The sequence below is a fragment of the Albimonas donghaensis genome (assembly GCF_900106695.1).
In the GTDB taxonomy this organism is placed as follows: Bacteria; Pseudomonadota; Alphaproteobacteria; order Rhodobacterales; family Rhodobacteraceae; genus Albimonas; species Albimonas donghaensis.
The window spans coordinates 494527-513602 of the sequence record NZ_FNMZ01000001.1; the positions used below are offsets into that span (position 1 = coordinate 494527).

A 19076-nucleotide genomic window follows, 5' to 3' on the forward strand; every position below is an offset into this window, starting at 1 on the left:
GAAGCGTGCAACGGTTCAGCGCCCGGCCCGAGGCGGCCCGCGGGCCAAGTCCCCGGGGCTGCGCCAGTCCATGATCGCCGCGGGGTCGCGAAACCGCGGCCGCGGCGGCATCCACTGCGTCGCCCGTCGATAATACGGCGCCGGTCGAGGGGCTCGAACCCCCGACCCCCTGATTGCAAATCTCAAGTTTAGTAGTTTCTCTATGTTTCTTTCCGTGTCATGGATCGACATATAATGCATTGAAAACAGCATATTGAACGCCTACCTTCTCCTCCAAGGCGGCGCATGGTTTCGCGCCGCGTGTTGGACAGGTGTTGGACCGGTGTTGGACTGGAGGGCGCTATGGTCGCGCGTAAACTGAAGCTGACCCAGCGGACGGCGAATGCGGCCAAGGCCGAGGCGAGCCGCTACCACATCGCCGATACGGACCTCCCTGGCTTCCGTTTGCAGGTCACGACCACAGGCGCGAAAGCTTGGTATCTCGCCTATCGCCTTGGCGGCGGACGCGGGGCTTCGCAGCGGGAGCCGAAGATCGGCGACTTCCCCGCAATGAAGGCGGAGGCCGCGCGGCGGATCGCGGAGGAGTGGCTTGCCGAAGTCCGCAAGGGCGGCGATCCAGCCAGCGAGCGCAAAGCCCGGCGCGACGCGCCTCGTATGTCGGAGCTTTTCGACCGATATCTCGAAGAGCACGCCCGCCCGCACAAGAAGGCCTCCAGCCTTGAGAACGATGTGCGCATGATCGAGAAGCGGCTGCGCCCCGCATTCGGTAGGACGAAGATTGCCGAGGTCGCTCGCTCCGAGATCGCCGCCTTTCACAAGCGGATTTCGGCGACGCCTTATGAGGCAAACCGGGCGCTCGCCTTGCTTTCCAAGATGTTCAACCTCGCTGAAGTGTGGGGCCTTCGCCCTGATGGAACGAACCCGTGCCGCCATGTCCGCAAATATCCCGAGACGAAGCGAAAGCGCTTCCTCTCTCCCGCGGAACTGGCGCGGCTTGGCGAAGTCCTGCGGATGGCGGAACGCGACGGGTATATTTCCCTCCTAAAAAAGGAAGGCGTGCGCGAGCTTCAGAAGCGGGTGCCCGTCTCTGTCGAGGCCGTGGCCGCGATTCGCCTGTTGATTCTCACCGGTGCGCGAAAGTCCGAGATCCTTGGGCTGCGCTGGGATTGGATCGACCTCGCCAGCGGCCGAGCGAGCCTTCCGGACAGCAAGACCGGCGAGAAGTCGATTATTCTGCCGCCGCCTGCGCTGGCTGTTCTGGCGGACCTCAAGCGATCCGACGAAAACCCCTACGTGATACGCGGCGCGAAGCGTGGCGCGCATTTGGTGAACCTCAAAGACCCGTGGCTCGCCATCAGGGAAGCGGCGGGGCTGGATGATGTGCGCGTGCATGACCTTCGGCATTCCTTCGCCAGCGTAGGGGCGGCGGGCGGCGCGTCGCTGCCGATCATAGGGGCATTGTTAGGGCATTCTCAGCCGGCGACGACGGCGCGGTATGCCCATCTGTCTGATGACCCGTTGCAGGCCGCAGCGGCGACTATCGGTGGACGGATCTCGGTGGCGATGGGCGACGCGCATGCCTCGGGCGAGATCGTCCTCTTGAAGGATTCGATCAGCTGAAGCTTTGGGCCTACTCTGGTCGTCCATGCTTCGAGAACAGGCCGCGCTAGAGATCAGGATTCATTCTCACGGGTTGAAGCTCCTTACGTCGAGGAGATGGACGTGACCTACGTGTAATTAGTGCTGGACAAGCGAAGCTAAACGCGTAATCTTGCAATCTGGAGAGTGGGAAATAGCGCCTCGGGGTTCCCGGGGCGTTTTGCATTTCGCCTTCCCCGTGCGCGTCGGATTTGTCCGGACGCGACCAGCCCCGCCAGCGCCAGAAACCTACGAGCACGAAAACTGAGCCTCCGCCGGCGACCGGCGCGGGGCCTTTTTGCGTTGGCATCTCCCCATCCCTGAGAGGTCCCTTATGAACCTGCTTGTGCAACGCAAGCGGCTGCTCAGCCGTGACGAAATCGAAGCCGAATACGGCATCACTCGCCGCTGGCTCGAACTGGCCGCCCATCGCGGAGACGGGCCGCCAATGCGAAAAATCTCCCGCCGCATGGTCCGCTATGAGCGGTCCGAATTTGAGGCGTGGCTCGGCGCGTCGCGGGTGGATTGACCGATGGCGGAAAAGAACGAAGCCCGGCGCGCGGACAGGCGCGACCGGGCCTCTGGAAAGCCTTCGCGAACGGCGCGGCTTCCCGAGACCATAACGTTCACAATTTCAAGTGTCATCTGCGACGTTGCCCGCGATACGTGCGAGAGCCGCAGGATGGGCGACGTCACCTGTCGCAGCTGGTTCAGTTCCGTGACGTCGGCGCGATCAACGCGCATACTCGGGAACATCGGGAGGGCCGAGGGATGACCCACGATGGAACCTTTCACACCGATGCCGCAGCGGCGGCGTTTGCGCTCGCCAAGGCGGGGCTCCCGGTGTTTCCCTGCGACGGTCGACCGAAGCCGCTCGCCGAGCAACGCTACCCAGACGAGCCGCGCAAAACGCCTCTCACGCCGCATGGCTTCAAGGACGCGACCGCGGACCTGGATACCGTCGCGAACTGGTGGCGACGTTTCCCCGAAGCGTTGCCGGGCGTCCCGATGGGGGTGGCGTCGGATCTCTTCGTTGCGGACGCCGACATAGATCGCGAAACGGGCGAAACGGCAGGAGAGGCGACGCTCGCCGCGCTTGGCATTACACCCGCGAACCACATGTATTGCGCGCCGACCCGCTCGGGGGGGTGGCATTTCATCTTTCGGTGGCGCAAGGGCCTGCCCGGAAACAGCGTGAAGGGGCTTGTTGGCGTCGATATTCGCAGCGAGGGCGGCTACGTGGTCGCCTGGGCTCACGAGGCGCTGATCGCCGCCCACGAGGCCGCGGACCTCAAAGGGCCGCCCAGCGCCCTCCTGTCGGCGCTGGAGCGCGCGAAGGATGCGGGCAGGCGCAGCGACAAAGGTGGGCGTGGGGGCTTCAAGTTCGATCACGTTGGGTGTGATCCGTTCTTCTCCGCCGTTAAGGCTGCGGCGCTCGCCAATCTGGGTGCATGGGTTCCGCGGATCTTTCCCGCTGCGGACTTTCAGCCTGGGACCGGGGCATGGCGCGTCTCGTCGCGCGTCCTCGGCCGAGGGCTGCAAGAAGATCTGTCGCTGCATCCAGACGGCATCCGGGATTTCGGCGAGGAAGCGCCGATGACCGCAATCGACGTGGTTATGCGTTGGGGCGGCGCGGCGACGCCGCTAGAAGCCGCGGACTGGCTTTGCAACGCGTTGGGCATTGATCCTGCGAATAAAGGACAGGGCGCGCGCGCCGGCGCGCTGGTGAGGGCAGGCGATAACGACTGGCCCGAGCTTGTCCCGCTCGAAGGCGGCGACCTGCCGCGGCTTTCGCCCGATATGCTGGGCGGATGGCTCGGCGACTATGCGTCGGCGCTCGCGACCTCTACGGAAACGCCGTTCGAGATGGCGGCCTGCCTTACCCTCGGCGCGGCTTCGGTGGCGGCGGCGCGGCGCGTCCGGGTGCGCGTGAAGCCCGACTACTTCGAGCCCTGCAACCTTTGGCTTCTCCCGGCGCTGGCCCCGGGCAACCGGAAATCGGCGGTGGAAAAGGCGGCGGCCCGCCCGCTTCGTGATTGGGAGCGGGAGAAAGCCGAGGCGATGGCGAGCGAGATCGCGGTATCGGCATCCGAGCTGGAGGTGGCGAAAGGGCGTTCCAAGGAGTTGAAGGCGCAAGCCGCGAAAGCAAAGAGCGACACCGAAGCGCGCGACCTCGCCCGGAAGGCGGCGGAGATCGAAAGCGCCGCGCCTGAGCCCCCGCGGCCGCCTCAGCTCTGGACCTCAGACGCCACGCCCGAGAACCTGGGCGTGCTTCTCTCCGCGCATGGCGAGCGCATGGCGTGGCTCTCCGCAGAAGGCGGGTTCTTCGAGATCGTCGGCGGGCGATACTCGAAAGGCGTTCCGAACCTCGATCTCATGTTGAAGGCCCATGCAGGCGACGCGGAGCGGGTGGACCGGATTGGGCGCGCCCCCGTTTATCTGCGCGAGCCGCTGCTTACGGTCGCCATGTCGCCGCAACCGGACCTGTTGCGGGGGCTTGTGGCGAAGCCGGGTTTCCGGGGCCGGGGTCTTCTGGGGCGGTTCCTCTACTTCCTGCCGTGGTCGCCGCTCGGCTGGCGCAGTCTGGACGCGGAGCCAACGCCCGAGCCCGCCAAGGCGGCCTATGACAGCGGGCTTCGCTCCATGCTGGATTGGCCCGAGGGGTATGATCGAAGCGGCGAGCCTTGCCCGCATGTCATCTCGCTTTCGCCCGGAGCCTTCGAGGAATGGCTTTCCTTCGCCAAGCGGTTCGAAGCCCGAATGCGGCCGGGAGGCGACTTCGAGAACGCCACCGACTGGGCGGGCAAGGCCCCCGGCGCAGCGGTGCGCGTCGCTGGAGTGCTTCACGCCGCGGACCATTCGGGGGGGGCGCCCTGGATGACCGATGTTCCTCGCGAGACGATGGAACGAGCAATTGCCTTCGTCGAAGTCTCTGCCGCCCATGCGCTAGCCGCGTTTCGCCTGATGGCGGCGGACGAAGGCTTGGCGGCTGCCGAGCAAGCTTGGGCTTGGATGCGCCGCCGTCACAAGCGCAGCTTCGTCGCCCGTGATCTTTGGCAAGGTCTGAAGGGTTCAGCGGCCTTCGCGACAATGGCGGACGTGTCGTTGGCGTTGGAACGACTTGTCGAGCGTGGATATATCGCCATCGCGCGAGATGGTCGGGGCAGACCTGGGCGGCCTGCAAGCCCGACGATCACGGTCCGCCCCGACCTTTCGGCGGATTGGGATTGATGGATTGCCAACACCGCTGGGCGTCCGCGTGCGACCCGAACGTTCTCCCCGTTTCCCCCATTTCCCCCCAAATGCGCGGTCGCGTGCCATTCCGGGGGAAGCGGGGGATATGGGGGAAGGGGAACGCGCACCGCTTTTTGTCCCGCACTACGCGCCCGCGCAACCGTCGCTCTGATGCCCGATATTGCGGCGAGGCTTGTCGGAAACGGGCGGCGCGGGGGAGGGGCGCGCGAGGTCAAGGCGGAGGGAATGCCGGGCGATTGGGCCGCTCTGGGGAGGCGGCTGACACACGGCCTGCGTGGGAAAGGTCTCTTGCCTTTGAGCAATGGCAGGCCGGAGGGGGGGGCGTTGATCCTCCGGCTGATTGGATCGGGGACCGGCGAGGAAACGCAATTTCCCGCGTCCACAGTTTGAGGCATGACGCGCCCATGTAAGGGGGAGGGGGGCGGAGAATCTCTAGCCCGTCGAAGCCGGGACCGGCGTGGATAGGCGAACTCCTACGCTAACACAGGTTTTGGCCTCGCCACGTGCGCATGGCGGAAGCTTGCGGGCGGAGGCGCGCAAGGCACGGCGATACGGTCGGCCTTCAGCGGCCTCACGGAAGACCGATGCACCCACTTCAAGCTCTGCCTCGGCGCTGATGCCGTTAGGCGCCGGTAGGGGTCCTTCCCCAAAGTTCAGCCCAAGGGTGGTTCGGGCCTTGGGGTCGATCTAGGCGCAGAAAAGCCCCAAGGGGGTTCCGTCCGCAGGCAATTGGAACCACGCCTTTTGAGGCGTGGTTTGATGCGCGACCGTATGGGGGAATGCGGGACGGACTTCGAGCATCGTTGCTGCCGTCAGAGCGCGTAGCGGCCTTCTCCCGTCATCTCGGCCATGCCAAGGCCGGCGAGTGTTTCCAGCAATGGCTCGACGGTCGTTGCGCGCCCTCGGAGGAAGGTGCGGGCCACGGCTTCGGCATCGGCCTCGCCCAACGTCTCCAGCGCCTCGCGAACCGCGGCGATCTGGGCGGGCAGGGTTTTGGGCCACGCGGCCTTGCCGGTCTGGGCTTTCGCGGTGATGGCGAGCGTTCCGGACTTGGCCCCGGCCGCGCGACCGTCGGGGTTCTGGTATTCGGGGCGGAGCCAGCGGACCTGGCCCTGCGCCTCCTCTTCGGCGCGCTCGCGATTGAGGGCGACGAGATTTTGAAGGAGGTCGTTTTCGGGCAGGTCGACCGGCCAGCCATAGGCCTCGGCCACGGCGGCATCGATCCGGTCGTGAATGTCGCGTAGCAGGCCGACGAGGCCGTCGTCGTAAATCTGCTTGTCCTTGCCATCGATCCGCTCGCCGGCCCGGAGTTTTTCGAGGACGTTATACATCTGGGTCAGGGTCAGTTTGGGATGCCGCGCCTGGCGGTCTTTTCGGTGGGCGTCAAGTTCTTCGCCAAGGTTGCGAAGGGTGGTGCGCTGAGAGGGCGTGAGAACGGGGAAGGGAAATGGATCAAAGCAGCGGGATTTGACGTAGACCGGGTCATTGCCGACGCCAAGTCTACTACCTGAGGCGAGAGACCAAGCAACATGTTGCTTACAAGAGAGCGTGGCAAGTATTGATGAATCATCGATGGCAATGGCTATGAGCTTATTGTCGGGCAGAATGCTGCGATCTAGGAAGTAAAATAGCCGATGTTTTGCTGTTTCGACGGTGGCAATATATCGAGAAATATTGTCTAGGGCGAGCCTTAAGTCTTTGCGAGGCTCTCCGAAAATCCACCAATCGCGACGGTAGATTTCTCTCGAATTCTGATCGCGCTCGGGTTTCACATGATCAAGCAAGTGCTGATAGACCGAAGGAAACGCCGATCTCACCGCGCTCTCCGAAAGCCCGTATAGGTCGATGACCATTACTCCGCGGGGAGTCGACGTAAGGTCGCGACCGTTCCGATATGATCGGACATGCGCTTCGACGTCTTTGGTCGAGCCACGGATAAGTTCCCTTGCCTTCTCCGGCGAAACTATGAACCCGGCACCGTGAAGCTTCACACCAGGGGATGCGATGCTATGGTTCGCCATCAGCGAAGTTGCGCTTCCAACGTCAGCGCCAATCCGTAGGTTTGAGAAGAGAAGCCCACGTTCCGCCGACAACTCGACCGCACGCCCCTCGGCCTCGTTCCGCTCGCCACTCTCCTTAGTCACGGTCACTAGCCGCCCAGGCCGCGTTCCCGACGCCCCTACCGTCATGCCGATCCGCACTGCCGCGCCGTCCACGGTATCGACCCAGGGGTGATCGGGGATGGCGAACAATAGTGAAAGCGGATGTTTGGCGTCGCCGAGATGCGGCTCCAGCACACGGCGATTGAAAGTTTGTCGTAAGCTATTCGTCGTGATCAGCCCGAACCGCCGCAAGCCAGCGGAGCCGTCAAAAGCGCGGGCCTTCACCGCCGCCTTCTCCCACCAGAACATCACCAGATCGGCGCTCTGCGGCATCTTCGGATAGGCTCGCCAAAGCGCTTCCACATAGCCGTCGCCCAGCGCCTCGCGCATTCGGCTCGCCCCGATGAACGGCGGATTGCCGACGATGAAAGTCGCTTCGGGCCAAGCGGCGGGGCGCGGGTCGGCGTAGTCGAAAATCTGCACGCGCGCCGAAGGGTCGGGGACCTCCTCCCCGGTCGCGGGATGGCGCATCGTGGTCACGCCGTCCCAGCGGGTGACGGGCGCGCCGGCCTCGTCCATTCGCGGCGTGCGGCCAGTCCAGGTCAGCACCGCGTCGCGATGCTCGATATTGCGGAAATCGCGCAGGATCGGCTCGGAGGGCGCGGCCTTGCCGTGGGTGCGATAGTGCCATTGCAGGTAGCCGATCCACAGCACAAGCTCGGCCACGTTCGCCGCCCAGGGGTTCAGCTCGATCCCGAGAAACTGGTGCGGGTCGACGGTATGCCCGGCAAGCCCGAGACTCGCCTGCGCTTCGCCCAGCTCCTCCAGCGTGGCGACGACTTCGCCTTCGAGGCGCTTCATCAGTTCCAGCGCAACGTAGAGGAAGTTACCCGAACCGCAGGCCGGGTCCAGAACCGTGATCTCGCAAAGCTTGCGGTGAAAGTCGCGAACCGCGTCCAGCGCCTCCTTGTTCTTGCCCTGGCTGCGGAGGAGATCGGCCGCGGCTTGCACGTCGCGCCAGTCGGAGCGGAGCGGCTGGATGATGGTCGGCATCACCAGCCGCTCCACATAGGCGCGGGGCGTGTAGTGCGCGCCCAGCTTGTGCCGGCTCTTGCGGTCAAGCGCGCGCTCCAGCAGCGTTCCGAAAATCGCGGGCTCGACTTGCTTCCAATCGGCGTCGGCCGCCTCGATCAGAAGGCCGAGTTGCATGGCCGTGAGGGGCAGGGCTTTCGCGTCGCGGAAAAGGCCGCCGTTGAAGCGCAGGAGGCGCGCCATCAGAACGGGGGAGTTGCCGCCCGTGTTCATCGTCTCCCATAGCGATTGCAGGACGGGCTCGGCCATTTCGGGGCGGCCGCGCAGCTCGCGCAGCTTGTCGCGGAAGGAGTCCTTCGGAAGCAGCTCGACGTCTTCGGCGAACATCGTGAAGAGGCAGCGCATCAGGAAGCGCGCGACCGTTTCCCCGTCATGGCCCTGGCCCTCGAAGCTTTTGCCAAGTTCGGCGAGATGGGCGGCGATATCGCGGGTGACTTCGGCAGCGCGGCGGGAGGGGTCCAGCGAGAAAGGATCTTCCCAGACGGTGCGGAGCCGGTCGCGCACGGCCTCGTCGCGCAGGTCTTCGAGCGTGATCCGGTAGCGGTTGCCGTCCGGAAACTGAGTGTAGCCCTGACCCTGACCCGAGAAGTCGGCGTGAACCTCGATCATGTTCCCGACGTCCACGATCAGCAGGAAGGGGGGCCAGCCATCTTCCTTCGAGACGGAGCGTGCATAGCCGTCCGCTTGGTTGCGTGCTCGAAGCAGGGTGTCCTCGAAAGCGCGCGTTCCACGGCGGCCATGTCCGGTCCGGTTGGCCGTGCCGCTGCCAGGGAGAAGGTCCAGTTGCTCCGCCTCGGCTTTGGGGCCTGCGCCTTGCTTGGCTTCCATGATGAAGCAGCGACGGCGATAGAGGTCTATCCGCCTTTTGCGACGGTCGCCGGTATGCGTTTCCGTCACCGGGCGTTCGAAGCGATAGTCGTCTGTTTGGCCGTCGCTTTGGGCCGGCTTAGGCGGGGCGACGCCGATCAGGGCGCAAAGTTCATTCGCGAATGTCTGGAAATTGGCGATCTCGCTGCCGCCCGAGGCGCGCCAGCGGGAAATGAAGTCCTCGATCTGCAATGTGTTGTTCTCCCTGTTAGGGGGACGTTGCATGCGACGGCGGCTTGCCACAATGGCTTTTCCGACTTGCTCGATATGCGAGCGGACAGAGCGAAGCTCCTGCGCACCCGATTAGGCGGATGCCGCGACCCGCCGGTGAAGGCGAGATCGGTAGTGGTGTTGGACCGGGGTTGGACGGCTAGCCGTCCGGGTTTTCGATAGCCCTATAAGCTATTGAAATTATGGCGCCGGTCGAGGGGCTCGAACCCCCGACCCCCTGATTACAAATCAGGTGCTCTACCAGCTGAGCTAGACCGGCTCGCCGCAAGCCCCCGGCTAACCCATCGGCGGGGCTCGGGCAAGACGGAGACGCAGGCGGCGACGGCCGTCGCGCCCCGCCCGGGGCCCCTGCGCGACCCGCCTCCCGCGTTGACCTGCGCGCCGCCCCGCGATACCGCTCGCGCGCGCGCCGCGGCGCGGCCCCGTGGGGGCCCCGGCGGCCGGCCCGACGCCGCGCCCGCGCGGCGACCCAACGGAGGCGGAAGACCATGACCCGGACCCCGCAGGCGCAGGACGCCCCCCGCTCGTTCCAGGAGATCATCCTGAGGCTGCAGACCTACTGGGCCGCCCGCGGATGCGCCGTGATGCAGCCCTATGACATGGAGGTCGGCGCCGGCACGTTCCACCCCGCCACCACCCTGCGCAGCCTCGGCGACCGGCACTGGGCCGCGGCCTATGTCCAGCCCTCGCGCCGCCCCACCGACGGGCGCTATGGCGACAACCCCAACCGGTTGCAGCATTATTACCAGTTCCAGGTGCTCATCAAACCGAGCCCGCCGGACCTGCAGAACCTCTATCTCGGCAGCCTCGAAGCCATCGGCATCGACATGGGCCTGCACGACATCCGCTTCGTCGAGGACGACTGGGAGAGCCCGACGCTGGGCGCCTGGGGCCTGGGCTGGGAGGTCTGGTGCGACGGCATGGAGGTCTCCCAGTTCACCTATTTCCAGCAGGTCGGCGGGCATGACTGCCGGCCCGTCTCAGGCGAGCTGACCTACGGGCTGGAGCGGCTGGCGATGTATGTGCTCGGCATTGATCACGTCATGGACATGCCCTATAATGACCCGCAGTCCCCGATCGCGCTGAAATACGGCGACGTCTTCCGCCAGACCGAGCGGGAGTTCTCCCGCTTCAACTTCGACGTGGCCAACACCGAGGTCCTGCTTCGCCATTTCGAGGAGGCCGAGGCCGAATGCGCCGCGATCCTCGCGCAGGACCGCACCGACCCCAAGACCGGGCGCGACATTCCCATGGCGCATCCGGCCTATGACCAGTGCATCAAGGCGTCCCACATCTTCAACCTGCTGGATGCGCGGGGCGTGATCTCCCCGACCGAGCGGCAGGCCTATATCGGGCGGGTGCGGACGCTGGCCAAGGCCTGCGCCGACTGCTTCGTGACCACCGAGGCCGGCGGCGGCGCGCCGGCCGCGACGGCGGAGGCCTGATCCGATGCGCTCCCGTCCCCTTATCCTGGCCTTCGCGGGCTTCTGCATCGCCTTCGGCGCGGCGCTCTGGTGGTTCCAGACGCGCGCCTTCTACACGCGCGAGGACGGGGTGACGGAGATCGAGATCCAGGGCTCGACCCTGCCGGTCGTCGAATATGACGGGATCGACGCCGCGACCTCGCCGCTGAAGCTGCGCGCCTGTTTCCGCATCGCCGACGGAGTGGCGCCCGACGCGCTTCAGCATGTGGCGGAGGCCGAGGCGCCGACGCCGCTGGTGGCGCCGAGCTGGTTCGAGTGCTTCGACGCGGCCGAGATCGCAGAGGGCATCGAGGCCGGACCGATCCGCGCCGTGCTCGCCGCGCGCAACACCCCTTACGGCTTCGACCGGATCGTGGCGGCGGGGCCGGACGGGCGCGGCTGGATGTGGCGCCAGATCAACGCCTGCGGCACGGCGACCTTCGACGGCAAGCCCTTGCCCGACGGCTGCCCGCCCGCCCCGGAGGACTGAGCGCCATGCACGCCCGGCCCGAGCGGGAGCGGCGGCGATGACCGGCGCGCTGACGCGATCCCACCTGCGCGACCGCCTGGCGCCGAGGCCGGGGCGGGGCCGCGCTGCGCTGTGTCCGGCGATGGGGGCGGGTATCGCGCCGCGGTGCTCTCCTCCGGTTTCGTCGGGTTCGGCATGGGGGCCACGCCCACCGCCATCGCCAACATGACCGCGGTCGCCAAACGCTTCGGGCCCTCGCCCATGGCCTTCGTGGTGCTGCCGCTGGTCTCCGCCTTCTTCGTGGATCCGGCGAACGCCTTCGCCATCCGCTTCTTCCTGACGCTCTAGGATTCCTCGCCATGCCCGACCTCTTGATCGAACTGTTTTCCGAAGAGATCCCGGCGCGCATGCAGGGTCGCGCGGCGGAGGACCTGAAGAAGCTGGTCACCGACCACATGGTGGAGGCGGGGCTGACCTATGCCGCCGCCGCCGCCTTCGCCACGCCGCGCCGCCTGTGCCTGGCGGTGGAGGGGCTGCCCAAGGCCACCCGCGCCACGCGGGAGGAACGCAAGGGCCCCCGCGCCGACGCGCCGGAAAAGGCCGTGGCGGGGTTCCTGCGCTCCACCGGCCTGACCATGGACCAGCTGGAGCGCCGCGCCGACAAGAAGGGCGAAGTGCTCTTCGCGGTCATCGAGAAGCCGGGCCGCGAGGCCGCCGAGGTGGTGGCGGAGGCGCTGGAGCAGGCGATCCGCAACTTCCCCTGGCCCAAGTCGATGCGCTGGGGGTCGGGGAGCCTGCGCTGGGTGCGGCCGCTGCATTCGATCATCTGCCTGCTGTCGGATGACGCGGGGCCGGAGATCGTGCCGCTCGACATCGACGGGATCCGGGCGGGCGACATGACCTGGGGCCATCGCTTCATGGCGCCGGGGGCGGTCCAGGTCTCGGGCTTCGAGGACTACCGGGACAAGCTGGCCGCCCGTCACGTGGTGCTGGATCCGGCCGAGCGGGCCGAGCGCATTCGGCATGACGCCGACCAGGCCGCCTTCGGGCTGGGCATGGAGATCGTCGAGGACAAGGGCCTGCTGGCCGAGGTCGCCGGGCTGGTGGAATGGCCGGTGGTCCTGATGGGGCCGATCGGGGAGAAGTTCCTCGGGCTGCCGCCGGAGGTGCTCCAGACCTCGATGAAGGAACATCAGAAGTTCTTCTCGGTCCGCAATCCGGCCACCGGGCGCATCGAGAAATTCGTGACCGTCGCGAACCGGGAGACGGCGGACGCCGGCGCCACGATCCTGGAGGGCAACGGCCGCGTGCTGGCCGCGCGCCTGTCGGACGCGCTGTTCTTCTGGGAGAACGACCTGCGCAAGATCGAGCGAGAGGGTAAAGGAATGGCGGGGCTGGAGGCGATGGCCGCCCCGCTCGCCAACGTCACCTTCCACAACAAGCTGGGCAGCCAGGCCGACCGCATCGCGCGCATCGCGGCGCTGGCGCGCGAGATCGCGCCCGCCGTCGGCGCCGACCCCGCGCTGGCCGAACAGGCGGCGAAGGTGGCGAAGGCCGATCTCGCCTCCGAGATGGTCTACGAATTCCCCGAGCTTCAGGGCGTGATGGGCGGCTACTACGCCCGCGCCGCCGGTCTGTCGGAGGAGGTCGCGGAGGCCTGCGCCGCCCATTACGCGCCGCTGGGGCCGGGGGACGCGGCGCCGACCGCGCCGGTTTCGGTCGCCGTGGCGCTGGCCGACAAGATCGACATGCTGGCTTGTTTCTGGTGCATCGATGAAAAGCCAACCGGCAGCAAAGATCCCTTCGCCCTAAGGCGAGCTGCGATCGGTATAATTCGCATAATCACTACGGGTGGTGTGCGAGTAAGTTTGGAGAAAGTCCTTATGAGCTGGGCCGAGGCGTCAATTTTGATGCCGGTGTCTTATGGCGATCCTCGAGGCACGGGTGTGCCCAAGCAGCGTCCGAAAACGTTTGATAGATTCCTTTCGACGGTTGCAGAGGGTGAAACCAGCTCGGGAGATTTTTATGAGGATCAAGAATTCGATCTTGAGGCTATCTCCACTGAGTTTAGTGACCTGCTCGCCTTCCTCGCCGACCGTCTCAAGGTGCATCTGCGCGGCGAGGGCGTGCGCCATGACGTGATCGAGGCCTGCTTCCAGCTGGGCGGCCAGGACGACCTCGTGCTGCTCGTCGCCCGGGTGAAGGCGCTTCAGGCCTTCGTGGAGACCGAGGACGGCGCCAACCTGCTGCAGGGCCACCGCCGCGCGGTGAACATCCTGACGGCGGAGGAGAAGAAGGACGGCATCGAATACTCGCTCGACCCGGATGTGAAATTCGCCGAAGGGGCGGAGGAGACGGCGCTGTTCGCCGCCCTCGACGCCGCGGAGCCGAAGATCGCCGCCGCCCTGGCCGAAGAGGATTTCGCCGCCGCCATGACCGCCATGGCCGGTCTGCGCGCGCCCATCGACGCCTTTTTCGAGGCGGTGCAGGTGAATTCAGACAACGGCATCATCCGGCGCAACCGGCTGTGCCTGCTCAACCGCATCCGCGTGGTGATGCAGCGGGTCGCCGTCTTCGGCGCGCTGGAGGGCTGAGCGGCCCAAGGCGCGCCCGTCTTCCGGCGGGGTGGACGCAAGCGGCGGGATGCGGGGCGGGGCAGGGTGGCTCCGCCCCTCTCCCCCGTCGCCCGAGGCCCCATGACCGTCACCCTCTCGCCCTTCGCCATCGACATCCCCGAAGCCGCGCTCGACGACCTGCGCGCGCGCCTCGACATGACCCGCTGGCCGGAGCCCGAGCCGGTGGACGACTGGTCCCAGGGCGCGCCCATCGACCGGATGCGGGGGCTCTGCGACTACTGGCGGCGCGACTACGACTGGCGGCGCTGCGAGGCGCGGCTGAACGGCATGGGCTCGCAGCGGGCCGAGGTCGACGGGCTCGGCATCCATGTCCTGCACATCCGCAGCCCGGAGCCGGATGCCCTGCCGATGATCATGACCCATGGCTGGCCGGGCTCGGTCATCGAGTTCATGGACGTGATCGGCCCCCTCACCGACCCCGCCGCCCATGGCGGGGACGCGGCCGACGCCTTCCACCTCGTGCTGCCGTCGCTGCCGGGCTACGGCTTTTCCGACAAGCCCGCGCGCTCGGGCTGCGGGGTGGAGCGGATCGCGGAGATCTGGGCGCAGCTGATGCCGGCGCTGGGCTATGACCGCTATGTGGCGCAGGGGGGCGACTGGGGCTCGGCGGTCACGACCGCGATGGGGACGCTGGCGCCCAGGGGGCTGGAGGCGATCCACCTCAACATGCCGTCCTTCCCGCTGGATCGCCGCGACCCGTCCGAGGACCCCGCCATTCGCCGCGCGATCGAGGCCAACACCCGCCATCGCCGCTGGGGCACCGGCTATTCGCGCGTCCAGTCCACCCGTCCCCAGACGCTGGGCTACGGGCTGACCGACAGCCCGGTGGGGCAGGCCGCGTGGATCTACGAGAAATACCAGGAATACACCGACCATGACGGCGACGCCGAGGCGCTGCTGGGCCGGGACGCGATGCTCGACAACATCATGCTCTACTGGCTGCCGGCGGCGGGCGCGTCCTCGGCCCGTTTGTATTGGGAAAGCTTCGGGGGGCGCGCGATCCCGCAGGTGCATATCCCCACCGCCGCCACCGTTTTCCCGCGGGAGATCGTGCCCGCCCCCCGCGCCTGGTCGGAGAAGATCTACACCAACATGCACCGCTGGACCGAGGCCGAGCGGGGCGGCCATTTCGCCGCCTTCGAGCAGCCGGAGATCTTCACCCGCGAGGTCCGCGACGCCTTCCGCGCCTTCCGCTGAACGCGGCCGCAGGGCGTGTGATTCGAGCCGCCGGGTTGCGCAGACCGCCGTCGGGCGCCTGCGAACGCGCCCCGCGGCCCCGGATTCGCCCCCTTCGGCGCCTAGCGTCAATTCAACCTTAACGCCGGCCGGGCGAGGCTCGGCCGCGCTTTCCATTTCCTGCGGCGCCCGCTAGGCTTGCTGCATAGCACAATGGGCAGGGAGGCGCGGCATGCGCCCCGAAACGGACCTCTCGCACGACCTGATCGCCCCGCTGGGCCCCGGCGGGGCCGAGGACGCGTCGCGTTTCGGCCGCAAGGCGGTGACCCTGTCGCGGCTGGTGAGCATGGGCGTGCCGGTGAAGCCGGGCTTCGCGGTTTCGGCCGAGGCGGTCACGCGGCTCGCGGAGAACGGGGGGGAGGCGCTGGGCCCGGGTTTCGCCGCCGCGCTGGCCGGCCTCTCCCCCGGGGCGCTGCTGGCCCTGCGCGCCTCGCCGGGCGCGAAGGAATGGGGCGGGCCCGCGACGCTGCTCAATCTCGGCGCGTCGGTGGAGGCGCTGGAGCCGCGCATCGGCGCGCTCGCCGCCCGCGACGCCACCCGCCGCCTGATCCACGCCTATGCGGTCCATGTCGGGGGCGCCGATCCGGAGGCGTTCGAATACGCGCTGCACGACACGCTCAAGGATCATGGCGCGGAGACCGAAGGCGATCTCGACGCCGAGGCGCTGGACGAACTGATCGAGACCTTTCTCGAACTGCATGAGGACGAGACCGGCGATCCCTTCCCCCATGCCGCCGCCGACCAGCTCGCCGGCGCGATGCGGGCGATGGCGCGGATGTGGGGCTCGGTCTCGGCCCGGCTGCTGCGCACGTCGCGCGGGGGGCCGGAGGCCGGGGGCCTCGCGCTGATCGTGCAGGAGATGGCCATGGGTCTCGCGCCCGGCCTGTCGGGGGCGGGACGTGTCGCCTTCCGCTCCGAACAGTCGGGGGAGCCGGGGCTGCGCGGGCGGATGCTTTACCAGGCGCAGGGCAACGACGCCTCCGCCGGGTTGCGCACCCCGCGCCTGATCGGGGCGACGGAGCGGCGCGCGGCCGGCGTCCGCGACCCGTCGCTGGAGGAAGCCGCGCCCGAGATCGCCGACCGCCTGCGCGCGCTGGGCGCGATGGCCGAACGCGAGTTCGCCGAGGCGATGGCCCTGGAATTCACCCTGGAGGGCGGCGAGCTTGCGGTGCTGGGGGCCGAGCCCATCCGCCGGTCGCCCCGCGCCGCGGTGCGCATCGCCGTGGATCTCGCCAAATCCGGCGCCATCCAGATGGAGGACGCGGTGCTGCGGGTCGAGCCGCGGCTGCTGTCGGAACTGCTGCACCCGACCATCGACCCCTACGCGCCGCGCGACCTGCTGGCCGGCGGCCTGCCGGCGAGCCCCGGCGCCGCCTCCGGCCCCATCGTCTTCGCCGCCGAGGCCGCCGACGCCTCCGCCGCCCGCGGCGTCCCCGCCATCCTGGTGCGGGTGGAGACCAGCCCCGAGGACATCCGCGGCATGCACTCGGCCGCCGGGGTTCTGACCGTGCGGGGCGGCATGACCTCCCACGCCGCGGTGGTGGCGCGGGGGCTGGGCACGCCCTGCGTGGTCGGCGCCTCGGGCCTGTCGCTGGACCTGCAATCGCGGGAGCTGACCGCGCCGGACGGGCGGGTGTTCCGCGAAGGCGACCTGATCACGGTGGACGGCTCGGCCGGAGAGGCGCTGGCCGGCGCCGCGCCCACCGTGCAGCCCGAATTCTCCGGCGCGCTGGCCGAGCTGATGGACTGGGCCGACGGCATGCGCCGCATGAAGGTGCGCGCCAACGCCGACACCGCGCAGGACGCGCGGGTGGCGCTGGGCTTCGCCGCCGACGGCATCGGCCTGGCGCGGACCGAGCACATGTTCTTCGAAAAGGGTCGGATCACCGCCATGCGCCGGATGATCCTGGCCGAGAAGGAAAGCGACCGCCGCGCCGCGCTCGAACAGCTTCTGCCGATGCAGCGCGCGGATTTCATGGCGCTTTACCGGGTGATGCAGGGCTCTCCGGTCACCATCCGCCTGCTGGACCCGCCGCTGCACGAATTCCTGCCCCATGCCGACGACGAACTGGGCGAACTGGCCGAGGCGACCGGCCTGACCATGCGCGCCCTGCGCCGGCGCATCGACGACATGCAGGAATTCAACCCGATGCTGGGCAAGCGTGGCTGCCGGCTGGGCGTGACCATCCCCGAGATCTACGAGATGCAGGTCCGCGCCATTTTCGAGGCGCTGGCCCAGTCCTGGGCCGACGGTCCGCTGGTCGTGCCCGAGATCATGATCCCGCTGGTCTCCGCCCGGCGCGAAGCGACCATGATCCGCCGCACCATCGACGGCGTGGCCATGGCCGTGGCCGCCGAGACCGGGCGCGACTTCGCCTACAAGGTGGGCGTGATGGTCGAGACCCCGCGCGCCGCCCTGCGCGCCGGGGACCTGGCGGAGGATCTCGATTTCCTCAGCTTCGGCACCAACGACCTGACCCAGATGACCTACGGCCTCAGCCGCGACGACGCCGGGCGCTTCATGCGCGACTACGTGAACCTGGAGGTCTTCGCCGAGGACCCGTTCCATTCCCTCGATCTGGAGGGGGTGGGGGAGCTGATGGTGATCGCCACCGACCGCGCCCGCGACCGCAAGCCGGGGATCCCGCTGGGCCTGTGCGGAGAGCATGGGGGCGACCCGGCCTCGATCCGCTTCTGCGAGGCGGCGGGCTTCGACTATGTCTCCTGCTCGCCCTTCCGGGTGCCCATCGCGCGGCTGGCCTGCGCGCAGGCCACGATCCTCCAGCGTCGGGTGCGCGAGGCGGCGGACGAAGCCGCGCGCGCGGGCGCTGCGCTGGAGCGGTCCGGGGCGGCTGGCGCGGCCGGGGCGGCTGGGGCGCGCGGCGATACGCAGGCGAGGACGGGGACCGGAACGGGGACGAGAACGGGGACGGCGGCGGAATGACCGGAACGATCGAACGCGAGGCGACGGCCGAGGGGCCGGGCGCGGTCCAGGGCGCGATCCAGGGCGGGGGGCGGAGCGATCCGGCCGCGGGCGCCGCCGCCCTGGCCGCGCTGGGCGAGGGCGGCAAGGCGAAGCTCGCCCGCGCGCTGGCCCGCATGGAAAGCCACGCCCAGGCGCCCGAGACCGCCGCGCTGCTCGACGCCGCCCATCAGGCGCCCGTCGGCCATGTCATCGGGCTCACCGGCCCGCCGGGGGTGGGGAAGTCCTCGCTCGCCAACCGGCTGGTCGCGTCCTGGCGGGGGCGGGGGTTGCGGGTGGCGGTGATCGCGGTGGACCCGTCCTCGCGCCGCTCGCGCGGGGCGCTGCTGGGCGACCGCACCCGGATCGCCACCGACCCCGAGGATGACGGGATCTTCGTGCGCTCCATGGCCGCCCGCGACCGGCTGGGCGGGCTGGCGGAGCTGACCTTTCCCGCGATGATCCTGATGCGCGCGCTTTATGATCGGGTGCTGGTGGAAACGGTGGGCGTCGGCCAGTCCGAGGTCGAGATCGCCGACATGGCCGACACCGTGGCGCTTTGCGTGCAGCCCGCGTCGGGGGACGCGCTGCAATTCATGAAATCCGGGGTGATGGAGGCGCCGCATCTGCTGGTGGTCACCAAGGCCGACCTCGGCGGCCCGGCGCGCCGGGCGCTCGCGGACCTCAAGGGGGCGCTGAGCCTTGCGCCGCCGCGGCCCGACGGCAGCATCCCGAAGGCGCTGATCTGCTCCTCGACATCGCCCGACGGCGCCGACGATTTCGTGGCGGCGCTGGAGGCCCGGGCCGAGGGGCTCGCCCCCGCGGCGCTGGCGTCGCAGCGGCTGGAGCACACCCGCGCCTGGGCGCGGACCACGGTCCAGGCGGAATACGGGAGAATGGGATCGCGGCTTGCGGCCGATTCGTTCGAGTCGCCGCATTTTCGCCAGACTCCTTTCTCGACTACGTTAACAGCCATGACAAGCCTCCGTGACGCGCTGCGGGATCGTTTTTCCTGGTAATGGTTAAAGTCTTCTAAAACAGTATCTTAACGTTTGGTTGCGGCAGAACGCGCAGGACGGCGCGCGCATTATCGCTGGATTTCCCGGTTTTCGCCGTGGTCTTAGG

At 68.0% G+C, this 19076-nt stretch carries 10 protein-coding genes, 1 tRNA gene and 1 pseudogene; 10 read left to right on the forward strand and 2 right to left on the reverse strand.

From position 1 onward, the window contains the following. Positions 1–342: 342 nt before the first annotated feature. From BLV24_RS02055 to BLV24_RS02065, 3 genes are all read left to right on the forward strand, one after another. A complete protein-coding gene (locus BLV24_RS02055; RefSeq protein ID WP_176954592.1) occupies positions 343–1620 on the forward strand; it encodes a tyrosine-type recombinase/integrase in 1278 nt (425 codons plus the stop codon). A gap of 352 nt (positions 1621–1972) precedes the next feature. Beyond that, positions 1973–2167 carry a helix-turn-helix transcriptional regulator gene (locus BLV24_RS02060; protein ID WP_092679471.1) on the forward strand — a complete coding sequence of 65 codons (195 nt, stop codon included), beginning with the start codon at positions 1973–1975 and terminating at the stop codon, positions 2165–2167. Positions 2168–2409: 242 nt separating this feature from the next. Further along, positions 2410–4869, forward strand: a complete 2460-nt coding sequence (locus BLV24_RS02065; protein ID WP_092679472.1) for a DUF3987 domain-containing protein — start codon at positions 2410–2412, stop codon at positions 4867–4869. An 836-nt stretch (positions 4870–5705) separates the two neighbouring features. Here the strand turns inward: BLV24_RS02065 and BLV24_RS02070 are convergent. Together BLV24_RS02070 and BLV24_RS02075 are read right to left on the reverse strand one after the other, a co-directional pair. Next, complete coding sequence (locus tag BLV24_RS02070) at positions 5706–9146, reverse strand: class I SAM-dependent DNA methyltransferase (RefSeq protein ID WP_245710335.1); 3441 nt, start codon at positions 9144–9146, stop codon at positions 5706–5708. A 222-nt stretch (positions 9147–9368) separates the two neighbouring features. Further along, positions 9369–9444, reverse strand: a tRNA-Thr gene (locus tag BLV24_RS02075). A gap of 229 nt (positions 9445–9673) precedes the next feature. On the opposite strand from BLV24_RS02075, the gene BLV24_RS02080 reads away from it, so the two are divergent. The 7 genes and pseudogenes from BLV24_RS02080 to BLV24_RS02110 all read left to right on the forward strand — a co-directional run bounded on the left by BLV24_RS02080 (position 9674) and on the right by BLV24_RS02110 (position 18970). Beyond that, positions 9674–10630 (forward strand): glycine--tRNA ligase subunit alpha, encoded by a 957-nt coding sequence (locus tag BLV24_RS02080; protein WP_092679474.1) that lies wholly within the window; start codon positions 9674–9676, stop codon positions 10628–10630. 4 nt (positions 10631–10634) lie between these two features. Continuing rightward, positions 10635–11138 (forward strand): DUF6446 family protein, encoded by a 504-nt coding sequence (locus BLV24_RS02085; RefSeq protein WP_092679475.1) that lies wholly within the window; start codon positions 10635–10637, stop codon positions 11136–11138. Positions 11139–11261: 123 nt separating this feature from the next. Beyond that, positions 11262–11465 (forward strand): annotated as a pseudogene (locus BLV24_RS02090) (sodium/glutamate symporter); the annotation flags it as partial. 11 nt (positions 11466–11476) lie between these two features. Beyond that, on the forward strand, positions 11477–13711 hold the full coding sequence (gene glyS, locus BLV24_RS02095) for a glycine--tRNA ligase subunit beta (protein ID WP_092679476.1): 2235 nt from the start codon (positions 11477–11479) through the stop codon (positions 13709–13711). A 102-nt stretch (positions 13712–13813) separates the two neighbouring features. Beyond that, positions 13814–14950: an epoxide hydrolase family protein gene (locus tag BLV24_RS02100; RefSeq protein ID WP_092679477.1), complete on the forward strand. Its 1137-nt coding sequence runs from the start codon at positions 13814–13816 to the stop codon at positions 14948–14950. A 211-nt stretch (positions 14951–15161) separates the two neighbouring features. Next, positions 15162–17933, forward strand: coding sequence for a pyruvate, phosphate dikinase (ppdK, locus tag BLV24_RS02105; RefSeq protein WP_092679478.1), 2772 nt, complete (start codon positions 15162–15164; stop codon positions 17931–17933). After that, positions 17930–18970: an ArgK/MeaB family GTPase gene (locus BLV24_RS02110; RefSeq protein ID WP_092679479.1), complete on the forward strand. Its 1041-nt coding sequence runs from the start codon at positions 17930–17932 to the stop codon at positions 18968–18970. The genes ppdK and BLV24_RS02110 overlap by 4 nt, the downstream gene beginning before the upstream one ends. Positions 18971–19076 lie beyond the last annotated feature (106 nt).